At 69.8% G+C, this 20,465-nt stretch carries 20 protein-coding genes and 1 pseudogene; 5 read left to right on the forward strand and 16 right to left on the reverse strand.

The genetic code is table 11. The features are described 5' to 3' along the window. The first annotated feature begins 28 nt into the window (after positions 1-28). Positions 29-361: a hypothetical protein gene (locus HJG44_RS11535; RefSeq protein ID WP_171218515.1), complete on the forward strand. Its 333-nt coding sequence runs from the start codon at positions 29-31 to the stop codon at positions 359-361. 202 nt (positions 362-563) lie between these two features. Here HJG44_RS11535 and HJG44_RS11540 read toward each other — a convergent pair whose 3' ends face one another. The 12 genes and pseudogenes from HJG44_RS11540 to HJG44_RS11595 all read right to left on the reverse strand — a co-directional run bounded on the left by HJG44_RS11540 (position 564) and on the right by HJG44_RS11595 (position 11,285). After that, on the reverse strand, positions 564-1,019 hold the full coding sequence (locus HJG44_RS11540) for a Ros/MucR family transcriptional regulator (RefSeq protein WP_171218516.1): 456 nt from the start codon (positions 1,017-1,019) through the stop codon (positions 564-566). A 104-nt stretch (positions 1,020-1,123) separates the two neighbouring features. Next, entirely contained in the window at positions 1,124-2,293 is a 1,170-nt protein-coding gene (locus tag HJG44_RS11545) for a site-specific DNA-methyltransferase (protein WP_171218517.1), read from the reverse strand. Between the two features lie 142 nt (positions 2,294-2,435). Beyond that, positions 2,436-3,063 (reverse strand): annotated as a pseudogene (gene rnhB / locus HJG44_RS24400) (ribonuclease HII). Between the two features lie 91 nt (positions 3,064-3,154). Next, complete coding sequence (locus HJG44_RS11555; RefSeq protein ID WP_246736188.1) at positions 3,155-4,333, reverse strand: PA0069 family radical SAM protein; 1,179 nt, start codon at positions 4,331-4,333, stop codon at positions 3,155-3,157. 89 nt (positions 4,334-4,422) lie between these two features. Further along, positions 4,423-5,040 carry a hypothetical protein gene (locus HJG44_RS11560; RefSeq protein ID WP_171218518.1) on the reverse strand — a complete coding sequence of 206 codons (618 nt, stop codon included), beginning with the start codon at positions 5,038-5,040 and terminating at the stop codon, positions 4,423-4,425. A gap of 3 nt (positions 5,041-5,043) precedes the next feature. Then, complete coding sequence (gene moaB, locus HJG44_RS11565; protein ID WP_171218519.1) at positions 5,044-5,592, reverse strand: molybdenum cofactor biosynthesis protein B; 549 nt, start codon at positions 5,590-5,592, stop codon at positions 5,044-5,046. Next, positions 5,589-6,491: a KPN_02809 family neutral zinc metallopeptidase gene (gene ypfJ, locus HJG44_RS11570; RefSeq protein WP_171218520.1), complete on the reverse strand. Its 903-nt coding sequence runs from the start codon at positions 6,489-6,491 to the stop codon at positions 5,589-5,591. The genes moaB and ypfJ overlap by 4 nt, the downstream gene beginning before the upstream one ends. A 52-nt stretch (positions 6,492-6,543) precedes the next feature. Beyond that, positions 6,544-7,428: a uracil-DNA glycosylase gene (locus HJG44_RS11575; RefSeq protein WP_171218521.1), complete on the reverse strand. Its 885-nt coding sequence runs from the start codon at positions 7,426-7,428 to the stop codon at positions 6,544-6,546. A gap of 169 nt (positions 7,429-7,597) precedes the next feature. Further along, entirely contained in the window at positions 7,598-8,491 is an 894-nt protein-coding gene (locus HJG44_RS11580) for a 2-dehydro-3-deoxygalactonokinase (protein WP_171218522.1), read from the reverse strand. Positions 8,492-8,503: 12 nt separating this feature from the next. Continuing rightward, entirely contained in the window at positions 8,504-9,133 is a 630-nt protein-coding gene (gene upp, locus HJG44_RS11585; protein ID WP_171218523.1) for a uracil phosphoribosyltransferase, read from the reverse strand. A 66-nt stretch (positions 9,134-9,199) separates the two neighbouring features. Further along, positions 9,200-10,450: a URC4/urg3 family protein gene (locus HJG44_RS11590; RefSeq protein WP_246736189.1), complete on the reverse strand. Its 1,251-nt coding sequence runs from the start codon at positions 10,448-10,450 to the stop codon at positions 9,200-9,202. 22 nt (positions 10,451-10,472) lie between these two features. Then, positions 10,473-11,285: an MBL fold metallo-hydrolase gene (locus HJG44_RS11595; RefSeq protein WP_171218524.1), complete on the reverse strand. Its 813-nt coding sequence runs from the start codon at positions 11,283-11,285 to the stop codon at positions 10,473-10,475. 120 nt (positions 11,286-11,405) lie between these two features. On the opposite strand from HJG44_RS11595, the gene HJG44_RS11600 reads away from it, so the two are divergent. After that, entirely contained in the window at positions 11,406-13,196 is a 1,791-nt protein-coding gene (locus tag HJG44_RS11600; protein ID WP_171218525.1) for a monovalent cation:proton antiporter-2 (CPA2) family protein, read from the forward strand. 584 nt (positions 13,197-13,780) lie between these two features. Here the strand turns inward: HJG44_RS11600 and araD are convergent. The 3 genes from araD to HJG44_RS11615 all read right to left on the reverse strand — a co-directional run bounded on the left by araD (position 13,781) and on the right by HJG44_RS11615 (position 17,501). Beyond that, the gene (araD, locus tag HJG44_RS11605; RefSeq protein WP_171218526.1) at positions 13,781-15,505 is read right to left on the reverse strand and encodes an L-arabinonate dehydratase; all 1,725 of its coding nucleotides are present in this window, start codon (positions 15,503-15,505) and stop codon (positions 13,781-13,783) included. 106 nt (positions 15,506-15,611) lie between these two features. Next, positions 15,612-16,706, reverse strand: coding sequence for a catalase family protein (locus HJG44_RS11610; protein WP_171218527.1), 1,095 nt, complete (start codon positions 16,704-16,706; stop codon positions 15,612-15,614). Positions 16,707-16,787: 81 nt separating this feature from the next. Beyond that, positions 16,788-17,501 (reverse strand): ribonuclease activity regulator RraA, encoded by a 714-nt coding sequence (locus HJG44_RS11615; RefSeq protein ID WP_210261064.1) that lies wholly within the window; start codon positions 17,499-17,501, stop codon positions 16,788-16,790. Positions 17,502-17,646: 145 nt separating this feature from the next. Between HJG44_RS11615 and HJG44_RS11620 the strand changes: the two genes are divergently transcribed. From HJG44_RS11620 to HJG44_RS11630, 3 genes are read left to right on the forward strand one after another with little or no spacing between them, the layout of a single operon-like run. Beyond that, entirely contained in the window at positions 17,647-17,910 is a 264-nt protein-coding gene (locus HJG44_RS11620) for a DUF433 domain-containing protein (RefSeq protein WP_171218529.1), read from the forward strand. After that, positions 17,894-18,328: a DUF5615 family PIN-like protein gene (locus HJG44_RS11625; protein ID WP_171218530.1), complete on the forward strand. Its 435-nt coding sequence runs from the start codon at positions 17,894-17,896 to the stop codon at positions 18,326-18,328. Before HJG44_RS11620 ends, HJG44_RS11625 begins: the two co-directional genes overlap by 17 nt. Then, positions 18,325-19,587 carry a glycerate kinase type-2 family protein gene (locus HJG44_RS11630; RefSeq protein ID WP_171218531.1) on the forward strand — a complete coding sequence of 421 codons (1,263 nt, stop codon included), beginning with the start codon at positions 18,325-18,327 and terminating at the stop codon, positions 19,585-19,587. Before HJG44_RS11625 ends, HJG44_RS11630 begins: the two co-directional genes overlap by 4 nt. Here the strand turns inward: HJG44_RS11630 and ligD are convergent. Next, the gene (gene ligD / locus HJG44_RS11635) at positions 19,580-20,464 is read right to left on the reverse strand and encodes a non-homologous end-joining DNA ligase (protein ID WP_171218532.1); all 885 of its coding nucleotides are present in this window, start codon (positions 20,462-20,464) and stop codon (positions 19,580-19,582) included. The genes HJG44_RS11630 and ligD overlap by 8 nt on opposite strands. Between the last annotated feature and the right edge of the window lies 1 nt (position 20,465).

Raw genomic sequence — 20,465 nt, forward strand, 5'->3', positions numbered from 1 at the left:
TCTCCCGGGCGATCGGGAGCGAGTTCATTTGCGCGATCTTCGGACCCATCTCGAGCTGATGGATGCCTTCCTGGAGCGGGCTGCAGTCTGTCCCGTGCTGCAGCCGCTGCTGGCCTCGGCGCTGCGGCTGCACATCCACGAGATCACGGTGCTGAAGCTGAAGACCGGGTATTCGCCCGAGCTCGGAACGGCCGACCTGGCGCTCACGCGGGCGATATCGGCCTACCAGTTCGACCGCAGCGACGCCGCGCTGGCCCGCCTTCGCGAGAGCCTGGACACGTATCACGCGGCCGCGCTCTCCGGGAGCTACGGCCACGCCCCGATTCGCCCGCTTGCCGAGCTGGTCCCCCGCGCCGCGTGAGGCCGGACGGCCTAATGCGTGAAGCCGAGAAAGATCAGCCAGAGATAGAGCACCGCCCCGACCGCGTAGCTCGCAAGATCGGTGACGCTCGGACGCAGGTTCGACACGGCTCGCTTCTTCGGAGGTTGGGGGCGCCAGATCGCGGACGCCGGCCCGGTCCTTTGCGGCTGCTCTGTTTCCGTCCGATGTCGTCCCGCCCGCGTCAGCGGCCGGCGCGGCGGCGGCCGTTCGCAGCCTGCGCGGGGACGCTCTCGCGCTTGCGGCCAAGGCCGGCGGCCTTGGCGAGTTCGGAACGCTGCTTGGCGTAGTTCGGCGCGACCATCGGGTAGTCGCCGGAGAGGCCCCACTTGCGCCGATACTGCTCCGGCGTGAGGCCGCGGCCGGCGAGATGGCGCTTCAGCGACTTGTAGCGACGGCCGTCCTCCAGGCTGATGATGTAATCGGGCGTGATGGATTTCTTGATCGGGACCGGCGGCACAGGACGTTCCGTCTGCAGCGGCTGCGATTGGCTTCCAAGTCCGCTCAGGCTCCCGTGCACGGATGCGATGAGCTGCGGTAGATCGCTCTGCGTGACGGCATTGTTGCCGACATAGGCCGACACGAGTTCAGCGGTGAGCCTCACGAGTTCGCTGGTGCTGGACGGAGCTTCTGTAGCCATTCTGGGGAACCTCTCGGAAAACCTTGCCGCATGCGCAGGAGCGACGCGCTTCGCCAACAACCCTGCAATCGTGCAATGGTCAAGCTTGTCGGCGAAATTCGGCCCTAGACGAGCCCGGCGCGGAGTTCCGAGCGCAGCGTGTCGAGCACGATGCGGCTGCCGTTCCGCTCGACGTGCCAGAAGGTCCAGCCGTTACAGGCCGGCAGGCCCTGGACGAGCGCGCCGATCTTGTGGATGGAGCCAATCGCGGGCCCCGCCTTCAGCGTCCCGTCCGCGCGAACGAGCGCCGAGCGCCGGCCCGCGCCACAGACGAGCGTCTCGCCCGCCTGGACGCGGCCCGATTCGATCAGGGACAGGAACGGGATGCGGGGCTCGGCACGCTTCGCCGGGGGCGCTGCGACCGCCGCCTGGTCGAGCGGGCGCACGCGCTCGATCCGGCGCCGCGCCGCCTCGGCATAGACCTCCTCGCGCTCGATCCCGACGAACCGCCGGCCGAGCTTCCGGGCCACCGCGCCGGTCGTGCCCGTGCCGAAGAATGGATCGAGCACGACGTCGCCGGGGCTCGAGGCCGCGAGCAGGATGCGGGCGAGGAGCGCCTCGGGCTTCTGCGTCGGGTGGGTCTTCCGGCCCGAGGAATCCTTCAGGCGCTCCTCGCCCGTGCAAAGGGGAAAGAGCCAGTCCGAGCGCATCTGCAGGTCGTCGTTGCCGGCCTTCAGCGCCTCGTAATGGAAGGTGTATGATTTCGCCCGCGCGTCCTTGGCGGCCCAGATCAAGGTCTCGTGCGCATTGGTGAAGCGGCGGCCGCGGAAGTTCGGCATCGGGTTCGCCTTGCGCCAGACCACGTCGTTCAGGATCCAGTAGCCGAGATCCTGCAGCGCCGCTCCGACCCGGAAGATGTTGTGGTAGGAGCCGATGACCCAGAGCGTCGCGTTCGGCTTCATGATCCGGCGGCACTCGCCGAGCCAGGCGCGCGTGAAGGCGTCGTATTCGGCGAAGCTCGCGAACTTGTCCCAGTGGTCGTCGACGGCGTCGACGAGCGACTGGTCCGGCCGGATCAGCGCGTTCTCGAGCTGGAGATTGTAGGGCGGGTCGGCGAAGACGAGGTCGACGCTTTCCGACGGAATATCCCGCAGGATCTGGAGACAATCGCCGACGAGGACATCGTCGAGCCGAGGGGCGACGCACCCCCTCCGGGGCGTCGGAGCGGCCTGCCCGGTACGCGAGACCTGTTTCCGGGAGGCGGCGCCGACGGCCCCGGTACGCTGGGTACCCATGGCCAACACCGATTACGCAACTGACGCTGCGTTTATGCCCGGGCAGGGTAAAGGCCAGGTTTCGCCACGGAGCGGGCCGCGTCTCGTTTTGGGGCTGCAATTTTTGCCTACCCCGTTGATTCGGCTCGTCTTTTCGCGCCTGTCAAAGTCCCTGGAGGAGGTCTCCCGCGGCCCGGACTGGCGCAAAGGAGCGGCGGTGGAAGCCGCAGGGCCCGCTCTCGGACAGGGCGGACAGATGCGCTCCCGTGGAGTAGCCGGCATTCTGGCCGAAGCCGTAGGCCGGATAGGTCTCGCCGAGCCGCCGCATCATGCGGTCGCGCACGACCTTGGCCACGATGGAGGCCGCCGCGATCGAGGGCACGTGGGCGTCGCCCTTCACGATCGTCTCCACAGGGCAGGGCAGCTTCGGCGGGTCGTTCCCGTCGACGAGCGCTATGTCGGGCCGGCAGGGCAGGGCCTCGAGCGCCCGGCACATCGACGAGCGTCGCCTGGCGGATGTTGATGCGGTCGATCTCGGCGGCCGAGAGCGACCCGATCCCGACCTCCGCCGTCGCCAGGATCTCCAGGAAGAGCTCCTCGCGGCGGTCCCGGTCGAGCGCCTTCGAATCGGCGAGCCCCGCCGGCACGCGCCTCAGGTCGAGCACGACGGCTGCCGCCACGACCGGCCCGGCGAGCGGCCCGCGGCCCACCTCGTCCACGCCCGCGATGGCGCCGTGGCCGCAGCGTTTCAGCTTGCGTTCGCGCGTGAGCTTGAGAGGGGCGGGCGGCATGTCGGACGGCGATTCGGCTTCGCGAAAGAGGAGCCTCAACCGCCGCCGCTGTCACGCCCCAGGCGGGGACATTCCCCAGATCCGGCTCGCGTCAGAACAGCGCGAGCTGCGCCGTCTCCTTCGCGGGCTTGCGGAACAGATCCGTGCGGAGCTCGCGCCGGACGCGATTGAAGCCGAACCGCTCGGACGCCTTCTCGAAGCGCCGCCCGATCATCCAGGCATAGGGGCCGACCCCCGTCTGCCGCTGGCCCCATGTCGCGTCGTAGAGCTTGCCGTCCCGCGTGCCTTCCACGAGCGAGAGTACGTGCTTCATGCGGTCCGGATAGTTCTCGGCGAGCCAGTCGCGGACGAGGCCCTTGAGCTCGTGCGGCAGCCGCAGGAGCACGTAGCCGGCCTCGCGCGCGCCGGCCGCCCAGCAGGCCTGGAGGATCGATTCGATCTCGTGGTCGTTCAGCGCCGGGATCACGGGCGCGACGAGCACGCTCACCGGGATGCCGGCCTCGGCCAGCGTCCTGATCGTGGCGAGACGCTTCTGGGGCGTCGCGGCGCGAGGCTCCATGCGGCGGGCGAGCTTCGGATCGAGCGTGGTGACCGAGATCGCGACCTTGGCGAGCCCGCGCGCCGCCATCGGGGCCAGGATGTCGATGTCGCGCGCGACCAGGGCCGATTTCGTCACGATGCCGACCGGGTGGTCCGTTTCCGACAGCACTTCGAGGATCGAGCGGGTGATCCGGTACTGTTTTTCGATGGGCTGGTACGGATCGGTGTTCGTCCCGAGCGCCATCGTGTCGACCCTGTAGCCGGGCGCCGCGAGCTCGCGGCGAAGGAGCTCCGCCGCGTTGGGCTTGGCGAAGAGCCTGGTCTCGAAATCGAGACCCGGCGAGAGACCCTGATAGGCGTGGCTCGGCCGCGCGAAGCAGTAGACGCAACCGTGCTCGCACCCGCGATACGGATTGATCGAGCGGTCGAAGGAGATGTCGGGGGAGTCGTTTCGCGCGATGATCGTGCGCGGCTTCTCGACCGTCACCTCCGTCCGGATGGACGTGGGCTCCTCGACGAGGTCCCAGCCGTCGAAGGCTGCCTCGCGCTGGATCGGCTCGTAGCGCCCGTCCGGATTGGCGTTGGTACCGCGTCCGCGCCGGCGTTCCGCCTCGACGGTGGCGTAGGTCCGCAGCTCCGGCCGGCGGCGCTCGACATCGGGCGGTACCGGGATCACGGGGCCCGACCGTGTCGCGTCGCGGTGGGCTCTTCTGAGACGGACCATGGCCATCGAGGCCCTCCCGAATCGTGACGATGCTCCAGTCCAGATAAGAACAAAGCAAGAACAAATCAAGGATGCGAGGAAGATCCTCCTTCGGCTCAGGTGGGAAGCCGCACCTCCGCCTGGTAGCCGGCGCGCAAAGCGGCGACGGTCGGAGCCGGCGTCAGCACCTCGACAGCCGTCCGGGTGCCGGCCATGCGGGGAGGGCCGTAGCCCTCGCCCAGATAGGGGTGGAGGCGGCCGTCCGACAGCAGTGCAGCCTCACCCGGGCCGGTCCGGACGAACACGCCGTCCGGAAGCTCGCCGAGCGCGGCCGCGAAGGTCGCCGGATCGCGGGTCCGGAGGTCGGTCCGGGCGGAATGGAGCACAGCATCCATGGCGGCGGCCGAGGGCGGCTTTCCACCCTGGGCACGTGCCCAGGCGGAGCGGTACGCCTCGAAGGCGCCGCGCCGGCATTCGGCGCAGGGCCGGTGCCCGGCCGCGAGTGCCACCGCCTCGTCGAAGAAGAAGAGTTCGGTGTAGCGGCGCGGCGCCATGACCGGGCGGTGCCGGCCTCTGAACTCCAGCCGGCAGATGATCCAGTGCGGGTGCCGCCAGCGGGCCCGTCCGAGCCGGCCCTCCTCGTCGTGCAGGATGCCGCGGTTGCCCATCCAGGCGCCGCGGAAGGGAAGCGCGACGATCTCGCTGGTGGGAAGGACGCGGTTCTGCCGGGTCACCTCTCAGCTCTTCTTGCGCCGCAGGTGCTCGTCCAGCCGCGGCATGATCTCGACGAAGTTGCAGGGCCTGTGCCGGTAGTCGAGCTGCGAGGCGAGGATCCCGTCCCAGGCGTCCCGGCACGCCCCAGGGGACCCGGGCAGGCAGAAGATATAGGTCGCGCCCGCGACGCCGGCCGTCGCCCGCGACTGGATCGTCGAGACACCGATCTTGGCGAAAGAGATCTGGTGGAAGACCACCGAGAAGCCCTCCATGCGCTTCTCGAACAGCGGCTCGAGCGCCTCGGGCGTGAGGTCCCGGCCGGTGAAGCCCGTGCCGCCGGTCGTGATCACGACATCCACGCCGGAATCCGCGATCCAGCTTCGCACCTTCGCGCGGATTACCTCGACGTCGTCGGGCACGAGCGCGCGATCGGCGAGCCGGTGGCCGGCATCCGTCAAGCGCTGGACCAGAGTGTCGCCCGAGCGATCGTCCGCGAATGTGCGCGTGTCCGAGATGGTCAGGACCGCGATCGAGAGCGGAATGAAGGCCCGCGGCTCCTTCGCCTGGCTCACAGCCGGCTTGCCCTGAACGTGTCGCAGCTCTGTACTTGGCCGCTCTTGAACCCGGTGAGCAGCCAGCGGACGCGCTGCGCCGAGGAGCCGTGCGTGAAGCTATCGGGCATCACCTCGCCGCCGCGCCGTCCCTGCAGGCGGTCGTCGCCGATGGCCTGGGCGGCGTTGACGGCCTCGCGCATGTCGTTCTCGTCGATCGCGTTCCATTTCGCGTTCGAGTTCTTGGCCCAGACACCTGCGAGACAGTCGGCCATCAACTCGACCCGGACTGAAAGCTGGTTCGATTCGCGCTCGCCGACCTCGCGCTGGCGCGCCTGCACCTTGGGCAGAATGCCGAGGATGTTCTGGATGTGGTGCCCCACCTCGTGCGCGATCACGTAGGCATAGGCGAAGTCGCCGCCGGCATTGAACCGGCGCTGCATTTCCTGGAAGAACGAGGTGTCCAGATAGACCTTGCGGTCGAGCGGGCAGTAGAACGGGCCCATCGCCGACTGTGCCGCGCCGCAACCGGAGCGGGTGCCCCGCGTGTAGAGGACCAGCGGCGTCGGCGTATAGGGCCGGTTGACCTGCGCCGGCAGGACCTCCTTCCAGACATCCTCCGTGTTGCCGAGGATAGCGGCCGCGAAGCGCCCGACCTCGTCGCTCGGCGCGCCGGTCCGGCTCGGGGAGGGCGGCGCCTGCCGCTCGTAGCCGGACCCGCCGCCGCGGGTCACCATCTCGGCCCCGCCGATCAGGATGCGCGGATCGATGCCGAGCGCCCAGCCGACCAGGCCGAGCACGATCACGGTGCCGATCCCGAGCCCGCCGCCCCCGCCCATCGGGATGCCGAAGCCGCCCCCTCCACCCTGGCCGCGGCGGTCCTCGACATACTCGGAGGTGCGAAAGTCTTCCCAGCGCATCGCGCGTTCCTGAACCCTGGCCGCACCGATAAAGACCAGCGCGAATGCGCTATCAAGTCGAGCTTGGCCGGGGCGGTTCCTCGTCCAGGGCGCGGCGGAGCAGGCGCAGGTCGCGCCAGGCGAGCCGCTTGTCGATCGGCTGGCGTAGAAGATAGGCCGGATGCAGCATGGGGAGGGCCCGCGCCGGACGGACGAGGCCGGGATACTCCACCCAGCGCCCGCGCGTCCGCTTGATCCCCTCCTTCAGCCCGAGAAGGGTCTGGGTGGCGGGCGCCCCGAGCGTCACGAGGAAGCGCGGCGCGCAGAGCTCGATCTGCCGCAGGGTGAAAGGCAGGCAGATCGCGACCTCCTGCGGCGTCGGCGTGCGGTTGCCCGGCGGCCGCCAGGGCACGACGTTGGCGATATAGACCCGGCTCCTGTCGAGGCCGATGGAGGCGAGCATGCGGTCGAGGAGCTGGCCCGCCCGCCCCACGAAGGGCCTGCCGGCCCGATCCTCCTCGGCGCCGGGCGCCTCGCCGACCAGCATGATGTCGGCCTCGGGATTGCCGTCCGCGAAGGCGAGCTGCTTGGCGGTCCGCTTAAGCGCGCAGCCGTCGAAGGCGGCGACCATGGCCTCGAGCTCGGCGAGCGAGCCGGCTTCGCGTGCCCGCAGCCGCGCGTTCTCCGCCACCTCGTCTGGCGGCGCGGTCGCGGCGAGGGGGAGGGCACGGGTCGCCGGCTGGGAACCTTCGTCTCTTGCGCGGAGCGGTTCCGCGCGGACCCGCTGGTTAAGAGTCAGCTGCTCAAGCGACCTAGCTGAGTCGAGCGACTGCGCCGTCTGCGTCGATTCAGCAAAGCGGTCGTGCGGCGCCTCGTCCAGCGCCAGGTCGATCCCGGTCGCGACGTAGAAGTCGAACAGCGCAACGAGCTGCGCGTGGTCGGGCGGGACCTCCGTCATTGACCCATCCTAGCGGGCCGGACGGAGCGGACCAAGGCTGCGGACCATCCATGCGCGCCATCTGACCGACCCCGGACCTGGAAGAACGGCCCGTGCCCGACCGGCAGGCAGGGCCAGAACCTCTCCCGGAGCGGAGAGGGCCTGCTCACCGGCCCGACTCGACAGGGGGTCAGCCTTCCGAGCGCGCCAGGATGACCGCAAGCCCGGCCAGCAGCGTGTCCTCCTGACCGCGCGTCTCGGCCGCGATGCCCTCGGCCGCGAGCGCCTCGCGGTAGAGCTCGGCGCGGGGCGGGTCGGCCACGATCGCGACCCGGTCCGGTCGGCCGAAGAGACGGAAGGCGCCGGCGATCTCCTCGCCCGTGAGGAGGCCGGACAGGTAAGGGCCGAGCCGCTCGGGGCCGAGCCGGCCGGTGAGCGTCGCGGCGCGTGCGGCGAAGAGCTCGTGCAGGAGACCGCCTCCGCCTCCGCCGCGGAGCGATGAGGCGGCGAGGCCTTCGGCAAACCCCGCCGGGTCGGCAGGCTCGGTCGCCGGGCGACCGACCATCGAATGCTCGCGCAACAGCGCATAGAGCTCACCGGTCAGGAAGGTCGCGAAGGAGACGACCTCGCCATTCCGCATCAGCGCCCATTTGCAATGCGTGCCCGGCAGGCAGACGAGCCCGTCCGGGACCTCCGCTCCGACAAGATGGGTCTCCTCGCCGCGCATGACGTCAGCCTGTCCGTTCCGCAGGCAGAGCAGCCCCGGCACGATGGCCGCCTCCCGGCCGGCCCCGAGGTCGATACGGGTGAGCGCCGCCGCGATCCGGTCCGGTCCGGCCGGGCACTCGGCATAGGGCGCGGGCGCCCAGCCTTCGCGGCTCCCGGCCATGCCGACGAGCACGACCGGCAGGTCGGGCTCGGCCGCGAGCCAGGCGCCGCAGTGGCGGGCGAAGATCGCTTCATGCTGGCCCGGCTTCAGCCGTGACACGCCCTCATCGGATTCGGAGCGGGCGAGGACGCGCCCGTTCTCCACCAGGAGCGCCCGAATGCGGCTCGTGCCCCAGTCCACCGCGACGAAGCGCATGCGGGACGGCTTCTATCGGGTGCCGAACATGCGGTCGCCGGCATCGCCGAGGCCCGGCACGATATAGCCGTGCTCGTTCAGCCTTTCGTCGATAGCGGCCGTCCAGATCGAGACGTCGGGGTGCATGGCCTGGAAATTCGCGATGCCCTCGGGAGCCGCGAGGAGGCACACGATGCGAAGGTCCTTGGCGCCGCGCTCCTTCAGGCGGTCGACGGCCGCGATGGCGGAATTGGCGGTGGCGAGCATCGGGTCGAGCACCAGGACCTGCCGGTCGGCGAGATCGGAAGGAGCCTTGAAATAGTACTCGACCGCCGCGAGCGTCTCGGGGTCGCGGTAGAGCCCGACATGCGCGACGCGGGCGGACGGCACGAGATCGAGCATGCCGTCGAGGAATCCGACGCCGGCGCGCAGGATCGGCGCGAGGACGAGCTTCTTGCCGGCGAGCTGCGGCGCCATCATCCGGGTGAGCGGCGTCTCGATCTCCACCGTCTCGAGCGGCAGGTCGCGCGTGACCTCGTAGAGGAGGAGCATGCCGATCTCGTTCAGGAGCTGCCGGAAGCCCTTCGTCGAGCGCGACTTGTCCCGCATCAGCGTCAGCTTGTGCTGAACCAGCGGATGGTCGACGACGGTCACGCCCTGCATTCGGAGCCTCTTGCCAGAACGGCGCATCTGACCCGAGCGGCCGGGGCGCGGCAAGCGGACTCCGCCTCAGAACACGGTGCCGTCGCTGACCACCTGGATGGGCGGCTCGCCGCCGGGGCGCCTCTCCCGCGCGAGGCGCCGGCCGGTCGCCCAGGTGCCCCCCTCGAGCACCTTGGCGAGCGGGAACTGCTCGGCCGAGAGGCCGAGCTTGCCGCGGACCTCTTCGGCCAGGCGGTCGAGAAGGGCGACGGTGAGCGCGCGCCACTCGACCACGAGCTGCGAGCCGACCGGATGCGGCCGGCCCGCATCCTCCGCCCTGCGGAACGCGAGCACGCCCGTGTCGATGAGAAGTCCGCCGTTCCGATATTCGGGAAGCCCCGTCAGGCCGTCGAGCTCGACGACGGCGATGCCCGCCTCCTCCAGCGGTTCGATGAGGGAATAGGCGAGCCATTGCGAGAGCTTGTGGAAGGGGACGAGACCGTCCGTCGCGCCGCCGGTCCGGAGCGCCGGGTGCCGCCAGGTGTCGCCGAGATCGATCCCGCCAAGCGCGATGCGGCCGGGCCAGACGGAGCCGAGATGCAGAAGGAGGGCCTCCAGGATCGCGGGTGCGGCGATGCGCTCCTCCGGCGCGCCTTCGACGAGATGGTCGAACAGCCCGCCCGGGCGGGGCGCGTCGGCGACGCCGAAGACCTCCGGCCTGGCCGCGACGGCCTGGCCGAGCCGGTTGAGAAGGGAGGCGCGGCCCTCCAGGCCGACGAGCGGATTCTGCGCCGAGACCTGCATGCCGCGCGCAAGCTCGGTGACCGAGAGGCGCGCAAGGGCGTCGGCATCGGCCTGATACGGCAGGTCCGGCCGGGCCGAGAAGGTCCCGCCGATGAACATGTCGAAGCTCGCCACCGCAAGCCCCTCCGAGCGGGAATATGTCTCGCCCGTCCGGCCCTCCTCGTAGCGCCAAGCGGGGCCGGCACCGGCATCGAGGAGCACGCTCACGATGGCCAGATCGAACGCCGCGCGGGCGCGTTCCCGCCGGTCGGTCCAGCGGACCGCCTCGGCCAGCGTGCCCCACCGGTCGAGGCCACCCGCCGCGAAGTGGCGCCAGCGCGCATGGAACGGGATCTCGAGCGTCGGATATTCCGCCCGCGTGGTCGCGACCACCTCGTCGGCACAGGCGGAAAGCCGGCCGAGATCGACCGAGAAATGCTCCAGCTCGCCCGCGAGGCCAAGACGGAGCATGATGCCGGCGCGCTCGCGCACGGCTGCGGAGGAGAGGAGTCGGCGGGCCGCGGCCTCCTCGGACGAGACGTCTGGTTCGGGCAAGGCGGAATCCGGAAGGCGTCGGTCAGTAACCCTGCAGGACGACCACCCTGGGGGTCCCCGGGAGGGTCTCGCGCGACAGGGTCATGGAGGCGCTGTCGAGCCGGGCCGTGTCCCAGGACTTCGAACGGGCGCGGTCGAGGAAGCGGTTCAGCGTGCTCTGGCCGAAGAAGTGCATCGGAACGATCAGCTTTGGGCCCATGGCCGAAAGCACCTCCATCATGCCCTCGATATCGAGCGTGTACGACCCGTCAACGGGCACGAGGGCCACGTCGATCCGCCCGAGCTGCTTCAGGTGCTCCGGTGTCAGCGTGTGATGGAGGTGGCCGAGATGCGCGATGCAGAGATCGGCCGCCTCGAACACGAAGATCGAGTTCCCCTCCATGATGGTCGATTCCCCGCCCCATTGACGGATGTTCGTCACGACATTGCGGATTCGGACGTCGCCGAAGCGCTGGTCATAGGCCGGGGCACGTCCGCCATCCGGGTTCCAGCCGCGCAGGATGGTCTTGATCCCGGGATCCGGGCGGGTCGAGTAATGGGTCGAATGCGCCCGGTTCATGGTCGCGATGTCGGGCGTCACGCTCGGCCGCACGTAATCGTTGTAGTCGGTGGCGATCTTCACGCCCGCGGCGGTCTCGATGAGGAAGGTGGCGTGGCCGACATAGGTCAGGCCCACCTCGTTCTGCGCGAGCGCGGCCGGGATGATCGGCGATGCCCGCCGGGCGATCAGGCCGGGGCAGCCCTCCTCGGACGCGAGCGCCTTGCCGGGGGTGGCGAGCGAGGCGGCCCCGAGCGCCATCGCGAGGGCCAGGGACAAGCCGAACGTCGCTGCCATGAGGCGTCTCCGCAATCCGTCCCGCGAGCCTTGCATGGAGCGGGCCGGAGGCGCCAGCCTCGCGCGAGCTGCCCGGTGGGCGCCGTAGCCGGTAAGCCGCTTCCGCCAAGGATCGTCCGAATGCTCGAGACCCTCGTGACCCTTCTCGCCGGTGCCGTGCTGCTGGTTCCGCTCACGCGGCGCGCCGGCTTCGGCTCCATCCTCGGCTATCTCGTGGCCGGCGCGGTGATCGGGCCGGCCGGGCTCCGGCTGGTGACGGATGTGGAAACGATCCGGCAGGTCTCGGAGCTCGGCATCGTCATGCTGCTCTTCCTCATCGGGCTGGAATTGCGGCCGCGCCGGCTGTGGGTGATGCGCCGCTCCGTCTTCGGCCTCGGGACCGCGCAGGTCGGGCTTTCGGCCGCGGCTCTGGCCCTTCCGCTCGCCCTAATCGGATTGTCCTGGACGAGCGCGATCGTGCTGGGCGCAGGGCTCGCTCTCTCCTCCACGGCGATCGTGCTTCCCATGCTGGCCGAACGCGAGCTCCTGGGGCTCGCCTCGGGCCGCGACAGCTTCGCCGTCCTCCTTTTCCAGGACCTCGCCTTCATCCCGCTGATCGCGCTCGTGCCGCTGCTCGCCGGCCAGAGCCTGCCGGATCACCTGCCCTGGCTCTCCGTCGCGAAGGCCGTGGCCGGGGTGGCGCTGATCCTGGTCGGCGGGAGCTTCCTCGTGCCGCAGCTCTTCCGCGTCATCGGCGGGGCGAGGACGCCGGAGGTCTTCACTGCAGCTTCGCTTCTCACCGTCGCCGGTGCGGGCGCGATCGCGCATGCGGTCGGGCTTTCCACCTCGCTCGGCGCATTCCTGGCCGGCGTGCTGCTGTCGGATTCGGAATACCGGCACGAGCTCGAGGCCGACATCAAGCCGTTCGAGGGGCTGCTGCTCGGCTTCTTCTTCATCTCGGTCGGCATGTCGGCGAATCTGGGCCTCGCGGTCGCGGAGCCCGGGCGCATCCTCCTGGGCCTGATCGGGCTGATCGCCATCAAGGCGGCGGTCTGCTTCATGATCGGCCGCCTCTCGGGCCAGCCGGCCGCGACCTCCGTGCGGTTCGCGCTGGCGCTGCCCCAGGGCAGCGAGTTCAGCTTCGTCCTGTCCGGCGTGGCGGTCGCGGCGGGCGCGCTGAGCGAGGCGGCCGCGGACGAGGCCAATCTGGTGGCAGCCCTGTCCATGGCCGCGACGCCGCTCATCTTCGCGCTGTCCGAGCGGTTCGTGGTGCCGCGCCTGACCCGTCCGCCGGAGCCCGTCTACGACGCCATGCGCGACGAGGGCGCGCCCGTCATCATCTGCGGCTTCGGGCGCATGGGACAGATCGTCGGCCGCGTGTTGCGCATGCGCGGCATCCCCTTCGTGGCGCTGGAGAAGGATTCCGAGCAGGTCGAGGTGCTCCGCCGCTTCGGCAGCAAGGTCTATTTCGGCGATCCGGCCCGGCCCGACCTGCTGCGCGCCGCCGGCGCAGCGAACTCGCGTCTGCTCGTGAACTGCCTGGCCGATATCGAGGAGAACCTCGCGTTGGTCGATGCGGTCCAGCGCAATTTCCCGAACCTCCAGATCGTCAGCCGGGCGCGCAACCGGCGCCACGCCCATCTTCTCATCGACCGCGGCGTGAAGGTCTTCGTGCGCGAGACCTTCCATTCGAGCCTGCGCCTCACGGAGCACGCTCTGACTGCGCTTGGGGTGTCGCAGGCCGAGGCGCGACGCGCCGTCGAGATCTTCCGGCAGCACGACGAGCAGACCCTGATCGAGACGCACCCTTTCTACGACGACGAGCAGCAGGTGATCCAAAGCGCCAAGCAGGCCGCGGCCGAGCTCACGCGGATCTTCGAGGCGGACCAGGAGCGCGGGGCGGGTGCGAAGGCGGAGAGGAGTGCGGTCTAGTTTTCGATGGGAACGGGGGCGGGGGTGCTGTCGCGTGCCGCCGCTTCCCGGAATGACAGGCAGGCACGCGCCGTCCTTCCCCGGCCCGGGGTCTGGTGTCTCGGCGGTTCAAAGAGCTGAATTGGTCGAGGGGCGTGGGACGCCGAAACGCTCGATCAATTTTATAGAGGAGCCTTTCGGCGTCCCCGCGATGCCCGCCCCGTCATCCCCGGCGCCTGCGCAGCAGGCGGGAAGGGGATCCAGACGACAAGCACCGCGTCCGGGTTTCCCCGGCACGGGCGGCGATTTTGGACCGGACCTGCCGCTCTTCCGCCCGCTCATCCGTTGCCGGACGAGAGAACACTAGCCATGCTGCACTGGCGCCCGGGCCGTATTACCCGGAGGGCGGCGCTGGTCCGGCTCCCCGAGTGCGGGTTCGCGAAACCCGCCCGCAGGCGCCGCGTCAGCCGGCCTGGGCTCTCGCCCATTCCGGCCCAGTCAAGCTCTTCCGCTCTGTTGACGCCTCGCGAGAGCGCCCCTCGGCGAAGAGGACGAAGCCGATCTAGACTATATTCCTATGAATGTCAACCGGGGCGAGCCTCGTCCTAATGGATCTCCGGCTCGCCGATCCCGCCCGCGCCCTCCAGGAAGTCGAAATCGCAGCCCTCATGCGCCTGGCGGACATGCTTGGCGTAGAGCCGGTTGTAGCCGCGCGGATACTCGCCGCGAGGAGGCGTCCAGCTTTTGAGCCGCTCGGCGATCTCTTCGTCGGTCAGGTGCGCGTGCAGGCGGCGGCCGGCGACGTCGACCGTGACCATGTCGCCGTTCCGGAGCGCCGCGAGCGGACCGCCGATCGCGGCTTCCGGCGAGACGTGCAGGATGCAGGCGCCGTAGCTCGTCCCGGACATGCGCGCATCCGAGATGCGGACCATGTCGCGCACGCCCTGGGCGAGCAGCTTCTTCGGCAGCGGCAGCATGCCCCATTCCGGCATGCCCGGACCGCCGATCGGGCCGGCATTGCGAAAGACCATGACGTGATCGGGCGTGACGTCCAGATCCGGATCGTTCACGGCCGCCGACATCTCGTCGTAGCTGTCGAAGACGATCGCGGGGCCGGTATGCTGGAGGAGGCGCGGCTCCGCCGCGGGCGGCTTGATCACGCAGCCGTCGGGCGCGAGGTTGCCGTAGAGGATCGCCGTGCCGCCCGACGCCGCGAGGGGATTGTCGAGCGGACGGATGACGTCGTCGTCGTAGACTGCCGCCCCCGCGATGCCCGCGCCGAGCGTGCCCGACACGGTGCGGGCCTCCAGATGCAGCATGTCCTCGAGCCGCTTGAAGAGCGCGCGCGTGCCCCCGGCGATGTGGAAATCCTCCATCAGCCAGGCGCCGGACGGGCGGAGATTCGCGATCACCGGGACGCGGCCGGCGAAATCGTCGAAGTCGCGCAGGGTCACCTCGATTCCGGCGCGACGGCCGATCGCGACGAGGTGGATCATCGCGTTGGTCGACCCGGCGAGCGCGTTATGGACCACGAGCGCGTTCTCGACCGAGCGCCGGTCGATGATGTCGGACGGCTTCAGATCGTCCCAGATCATCTCGACGATGCGCCGGCCGCATTCCGTCGCCATCCGGGGATGGGCGGCGTCGGCGGCCGGGATGGAGGTCGCGCCGGGAAGCGTCAGCCCGAGCGCCTCGGCGATGATGGTCATGGTGGAGGCCGTGCCCATCGTCATGCAGGTGCCGGCCGAGCGGGCGATGCCGGCCTCCATGTCGTTCCATTGCTGGATCGTGATGGTGCCGGCTTCCTTCTCGGCCCAGTATTTCCAGACGTCCGAGCCGGAGCCGACGATCTGGCCGCCGAAATGGCCGCGCATCATCGGGCCGGCCGGCATGAAGATCATCGGAAGGTCCATCGAGATCGCGCCCATGATGGTCGCGGGCGTGGTCTTGTCGCAGCCGCCCATCAGCACCGCCCCATCGACCGGGTGCTGGCGCAGGAGCTCCTCCACCTCGAGCGCGAGGAGGTTGCGGTAGAGCATCGTGGTCGGCTTCACGAAGCTTTCCGAGAGCGACAGTGCCGGAAGTTCCACCGGAAAGCCCCCGGCCTGCCACACGCCGCGCTTCACCTCCTCGACGCGCTGCTTGAAGTGCTGGTGGCACTGCTGCAGGTCGCTCCAGGTATTGATGATGGCGACGACCGGCTTGCCCATGAAGTCGGCGGCCGAATAGCCCATCTGCAGCATGCGGGAGCGGTGGCCGAAGGAGCGCAGGTCCTGCGGCGCGAACCAGCGCTGGCTGCGCAGGTCCTCCACCGAGCGGCGGCGGGTCATGCAGGCGTCTCCCATCGTCTTCGACTCGCCCGACTGGGGCGGCGAGGATTCGTGTGTTGCCGGACGGGTATGAGGTCCCGGCCGCGGCGTCCAGCGCCTCCGCGCGTCAGCCGCCGAGTTCGGCGATGCTGGCCGGCGTCCGGATCGGGCAGCCGTTATGCTCCGCCCGGAACCCGGAGGAGACCGGATAGCTTGCCCTCCGCGCCCGCATGATCGAGCCGAGCGGCCGGTGCGCGGCGAGGGCGTTCCAGGGGCTGAACGCCAGGCCGTCGTCCACGGAACGCGACCGCGCCTCGCTCCAGGCCTCCTGCCGCGGCACGGTTATCCGGGCGACGGGAACATACGGGCTCTCCTCCTCGGGCCAGACCGCGCTCGCATCCTCGACCGGCATCGTCGTCTCGTTCCGGCGCAGCTGCGCGCGCAGCTCCCACACGGCCTCGTTCTCGGCGAAGAAGGCGACGACCGCCTCGCGCAGGCCGTTGGGCCTGCCGTTGACGTTCAGGGGTGCGCCCGTGAGGGCGCGGAGGTTCTCCGAGACCGGCGCGACCGCGACCTTGGCGACGTAGTCGCCCCAGCGTAACGGGACGGCGCTGTAGAACGTCTCGCCCAGGATATGCGTCTCCGGATGTCCGCCCAGCGCGACAAGCGTCGGGCTCCTGCCTCCGAGCGCCTCGACGACGCTCTCCGCGCCGCGCAGCACGGCGGAGAGCGCCTTCTTGAAGATCTGCGGCGTGTCGGTCGTCGCCGCGAGGAGCTTGAGGCCCGGCGCGAAGCTCTTGGCGTTCGGCGCGAAGAAGGCGGGGGAGTTCGCCAGCACGAAGTCCTGCGTCCCGCCCGCCGCCTCGGGCAGGAATTCGCCGGATACGCCGAGGATCTTCAGGCCGAGCCCGCGCGGCGTGGAAACGCTGTCGTCCAGGATGTCGCCCGGATTGGTGGACAGCCGGAGGACCGCCTCGTGCCGGCCGGGACGGGCGAAGAGGCCCTGCGCCACGCTCCTATCGGTCCCGGCGAGTACCTCGAGCGTGCCGAACAGGAAGCCATGCGGCTTGGCATGAACGCCGCGGACCGCCCGGCCGTAATCCTTGAACGTGGTCTCCTGGATGGTGCGCAGGCTCGCGATGATGCTCTGGAAGGTCTTGTCCTCGTCGGGTGCCGGCGTCTCGAGGGCGGGATCGAACGGGAGGGGTGGGAGGAGGGGCATCGCGGCTCCTGTCCGGGACGCGTTCTCCCGGCCGCCTGCTACTACATCCGATCCTGACGGTTCCGTCGAGTTGGACCAGTTTCAACGTCCGTGCGCCTTGCGCCAGGCGGCGAACTGGCCTGGCGTCTCCGGGTCGGTCGGCGGATAGAGGCCGAGGATGGACCGGCCACGCCTGACTTCCTCGGCGACGAAATCCTCGAAGGCGGTCATCTCGACGGCCTCGTCGGCGAGCTCCTCGGCCAGGTGGGCGGGCAGGACGACCACGCCTTCCGCGTCGCCCACGATCACGTCGCCCGGAAAGACCGGCGCCTCGCCGCAGCCGACCGGCACGTTGATGTCGATCGCCTGGAGCCGCGTCAGGTTGGTCGGCGGGGCAGGGCGGCGGTGATAGGCCGGGATGGCGAGGCCGGCGATCTCGGGCGAGTCGCGGAACCCGCCATCGGTCACGATCCCTGCGACGCCCCGCACCATCAGCCGCGTCACAAGGATGCCGCCGGCCGAGGCGGCGCGCGGATCGCCGCGGCTGTCGATCACGAAGACGGCGCCGGGCGGGCATTCCTCGACCGCCTTGCGCTGCGGATGGGAACGGTCCTGGAAGACGGAGATCGGGTTCAGGTCCTCGCGGGCCGGCATGTAGCGGAGCGTGAAGGCCTCCCCGACCATCGGGCCCGCACCCGGGTTCAGCGGGTGGACGTCCTGCACGAACTGGCTGCGCAGCCCGCGCTTGAAGAGCGCCGTGGTGAGGGTCGCGACGGAAACGGTCCTCAGCTTGGCGCGCGTCGCCTCCGACAGCATGCGTTCCTCCATCTGCAGCCGTCTGACGCGGCGATGCGCTGGAATAGCATGTCTCCTGCACCCGGCCATCCAGGACGCGACGGAGATGCGGCCCAGGCAGGGTGAGTGCTATATTCGACGGCAGCAGTGATGAGAGGCTGACGCCATGGCCGACATCGATCGAGACGGACCGGTTGTGGTCTGCGACAGAGAGATCCTGGGCGGGCGACCGACCTTCCGGGGGACGAGGGTGCCGGTGGAGACCGTTTTCGATCACCTGATCGAAGGCGTGGGTCTCGATGAAATCATGCAGAATTTTCCGACGCTGGATCGGTGCGACGTTGAGATTGCCCTTCGTCAAGCGTGCGATCGGTTGAAAGCCTCTGCGCCCGAGGCCACGGTGGGATCGCCTCTTGCACGTGTTTCTTGACGAGAACTTGCCCGAGAGCATCGCCAGGGATCTGACCGAGCACGCGGTTTCCTCCGTCGATCGGGAAGGGTGGAAGGGGACAAGGAACGGAACCTTGCTGGCCCTCGTGGAGCAACGCTTTGACGTGCTGGTCACGGCCGATTCCGGGCTGTCGTTTCAGAACCGGCTCTTTGGACGTCGTCTCTCGGTCGTGGTTCTGCCGACCAACCTCTTCCCGATCCTTCGAGACAACCCGCTTCCGCTTCTCACGACTCTGACCGAACTGGAGAGTGCGGAGCGTCGCCGGCCCTGCTTGGTCCGGGTCGGCTGGGACGGCCGGCGGTGGCGCAGGTGGCTGGACGAAGAAGCAGGGCTGGAGCATGAACTCGCGCCCGCACCCGCCTTCAAGCGACTGCGTCGATCGATACCGACACTATGATTGCAGAGGCGCGGGACCTCCTCCGCACACTCTTCCACGCCGCGATCGCCTCGGCGCAGCCGGCGCGGGTGATCGCGCGTCACCTGCCCGAGAAGCCGCGCGGCCGCACGCTCGTGATCGGGGCCGGCAAGGCCTCGGCCGAGATGGCGTGCGCGCTGGAGCAGCATTGGCCCGGCGACCTGTCCGGCCTCGTCGTCACGCGCTACGGCCATGGGGCGCCGACGAGCTGGGTCGAGATCGTCGAGGCGTCCCACCCCGTGCCGGACGAGGCGGGCGAGCGCGCCGCCCGGCGAATGCTGGACCTGGTGCGCGGCCTCACCGCTGATGACCTCGTCATCTGCCTCATCTCCGGGGGCGGCTCGGCCCTGCTGGCGCTGCCGGCCGAGGGCCTGACCCTGGGGGACAAGCAGGAGATCAACCGGGCGCTGCTGCGGTCCGGCGCGAATATCGCCGAGATGAACATTGTCCGGCGGCATCTCTCGGCCATCAAGGGCGGGAGGCTTGCGGCCGCCTGCCATCCGGCTAAGGTCGTCACGCTCGCCATCTCCGACGTGCCGGGCGACGATCCCGCCGTCATCGCCTCCGGGCCGACGGTCGCGGACCCGACCACCTGCGCCGACGCGCTCGCGGTCCTCACCCGCTACGGTGTCGAGATCCCGGCTGTGGCGCGGGATATCCTGGAGAGCCGGCGCGGCGAGACCGTGAAGCCGGGCGATCCGCATCTTGCCGCCTCCGATTTCCGCCTGGTCGCGACGCCGCAGATGGCCCTCGAAGCCGCCGCCGCGGTGGCGGAGGAGGCGGGCATTCCGGCCCATATTCTCGGGGACGCCATCGAGGGCGAGGCGCGCGAGGTCGGGAAGGCGATGGCGGGCATCGCGCTGCAGGTCGCCCGGCATGGGCAGCCCTTTCCCAAGCCCTGCCTGCTGCTGTCGGGCGGCGAGACGACCGTCACGATCCGGGGCGACGGACGGGGAGGGCGCAATGTCGAGTTCCTGCTCGGGCTCGGCCAGGCGCTCGCCGGGCATCCCGGCATCCACGCGCTCGCCGGCGACACCGACGGCGTGGACGGGGCCGAGGAGGTGGCCGGCGCCTATCTCGGCCCCGACTCGATCTCGCGTGCGCTGGAGAGGGGCGTCCGCATCGCCGACAGCCTCGCCCGCAACGACGGCCACGGCTTCTTCGAGGCTTTGGGCGACCAGGTGGTCACCGGGCCGACGCTGACCAATGTCAATGATTTCCGGGCGATCCTCATCAAGTGAGTTTCGGCAGCCGCTGCTTCAGCCCCGCGATGTCCGCCCAGGGATCGGCCGTCAGCCCGGCCACCCGCGCCGGCACCGTCCGCACCGTGAAGGCCCTCGGGTCGAGGTCCGGCACGACCTCGTCCCAGGTCAGCGGGACCGAGACCGGCGCGCCTTCGCGGGAGCGGGTCGAGTAGGGCGCCACCGCCGTCGAGGTCGGGTCGTTGCGCAGGTAGTCGATATAGATGCGGCCGCGGCGCTCGGCGATGGACTGCTTGGTGAGGAACCGATCGGGCGCATCCTTCGCCATGAGATCGCCGACCGCCTTGGCAAAGCTCTTCACGTCCCGCCATTCGTAGCGCCGCTCGATGGGGACGACGAGGTGAAGCCCCTTGCCGCCCGTGGTCTTCGGCACGCTCCGCAGCCCGAGCCCCGCGAGCCGCGCCCGGAGCTCGTGCGCCGCCGCCACGACATCCGGGAAGGCGAGCCCTTCCCCGGGGTCGAGGTCGAAGATCACCTGGTCGGGCTTGTGCGGCTGGTCGACATGCGAATTCCAGGGATGGATCTCGAGCACCCCCATCTGCACGAGGGCGACGAGGCCGCGCACATCCTCCAGGTACAGATAGGGCTCCTCGAAGCCCTCGATCGGGATCTGCTTCAGCTCCGCGGGCATGCCCGATCCGGCATGGCGCTGGTAGAAGCATTTCCTGGCGCGGCCGGTCGGGCAGCGGACCAGCGTGATCGGGCGGCGGGCGACATGCGGCAGCATCACGCCGGCGACCGCCAGGTAGTATTCGGCGAGCTCGCGCTTGGTGACGCCCTGCTCCGGATAGAGCACCTTGTCGGGGCTGGTCAGCCGGACACCCTGGAGCTCGATCTCCTCCTTCGCGGCCGCCATC

It is taken from the genome of Enterovirga aerilata (assembly GCF_013044135.1).
GTDB lineage: Bacteria > Pseudomonadota > Alphaproteobacteria > Rhizobiales > Beijerinckiaceae > Enterovirga > Enterovirga aerilata.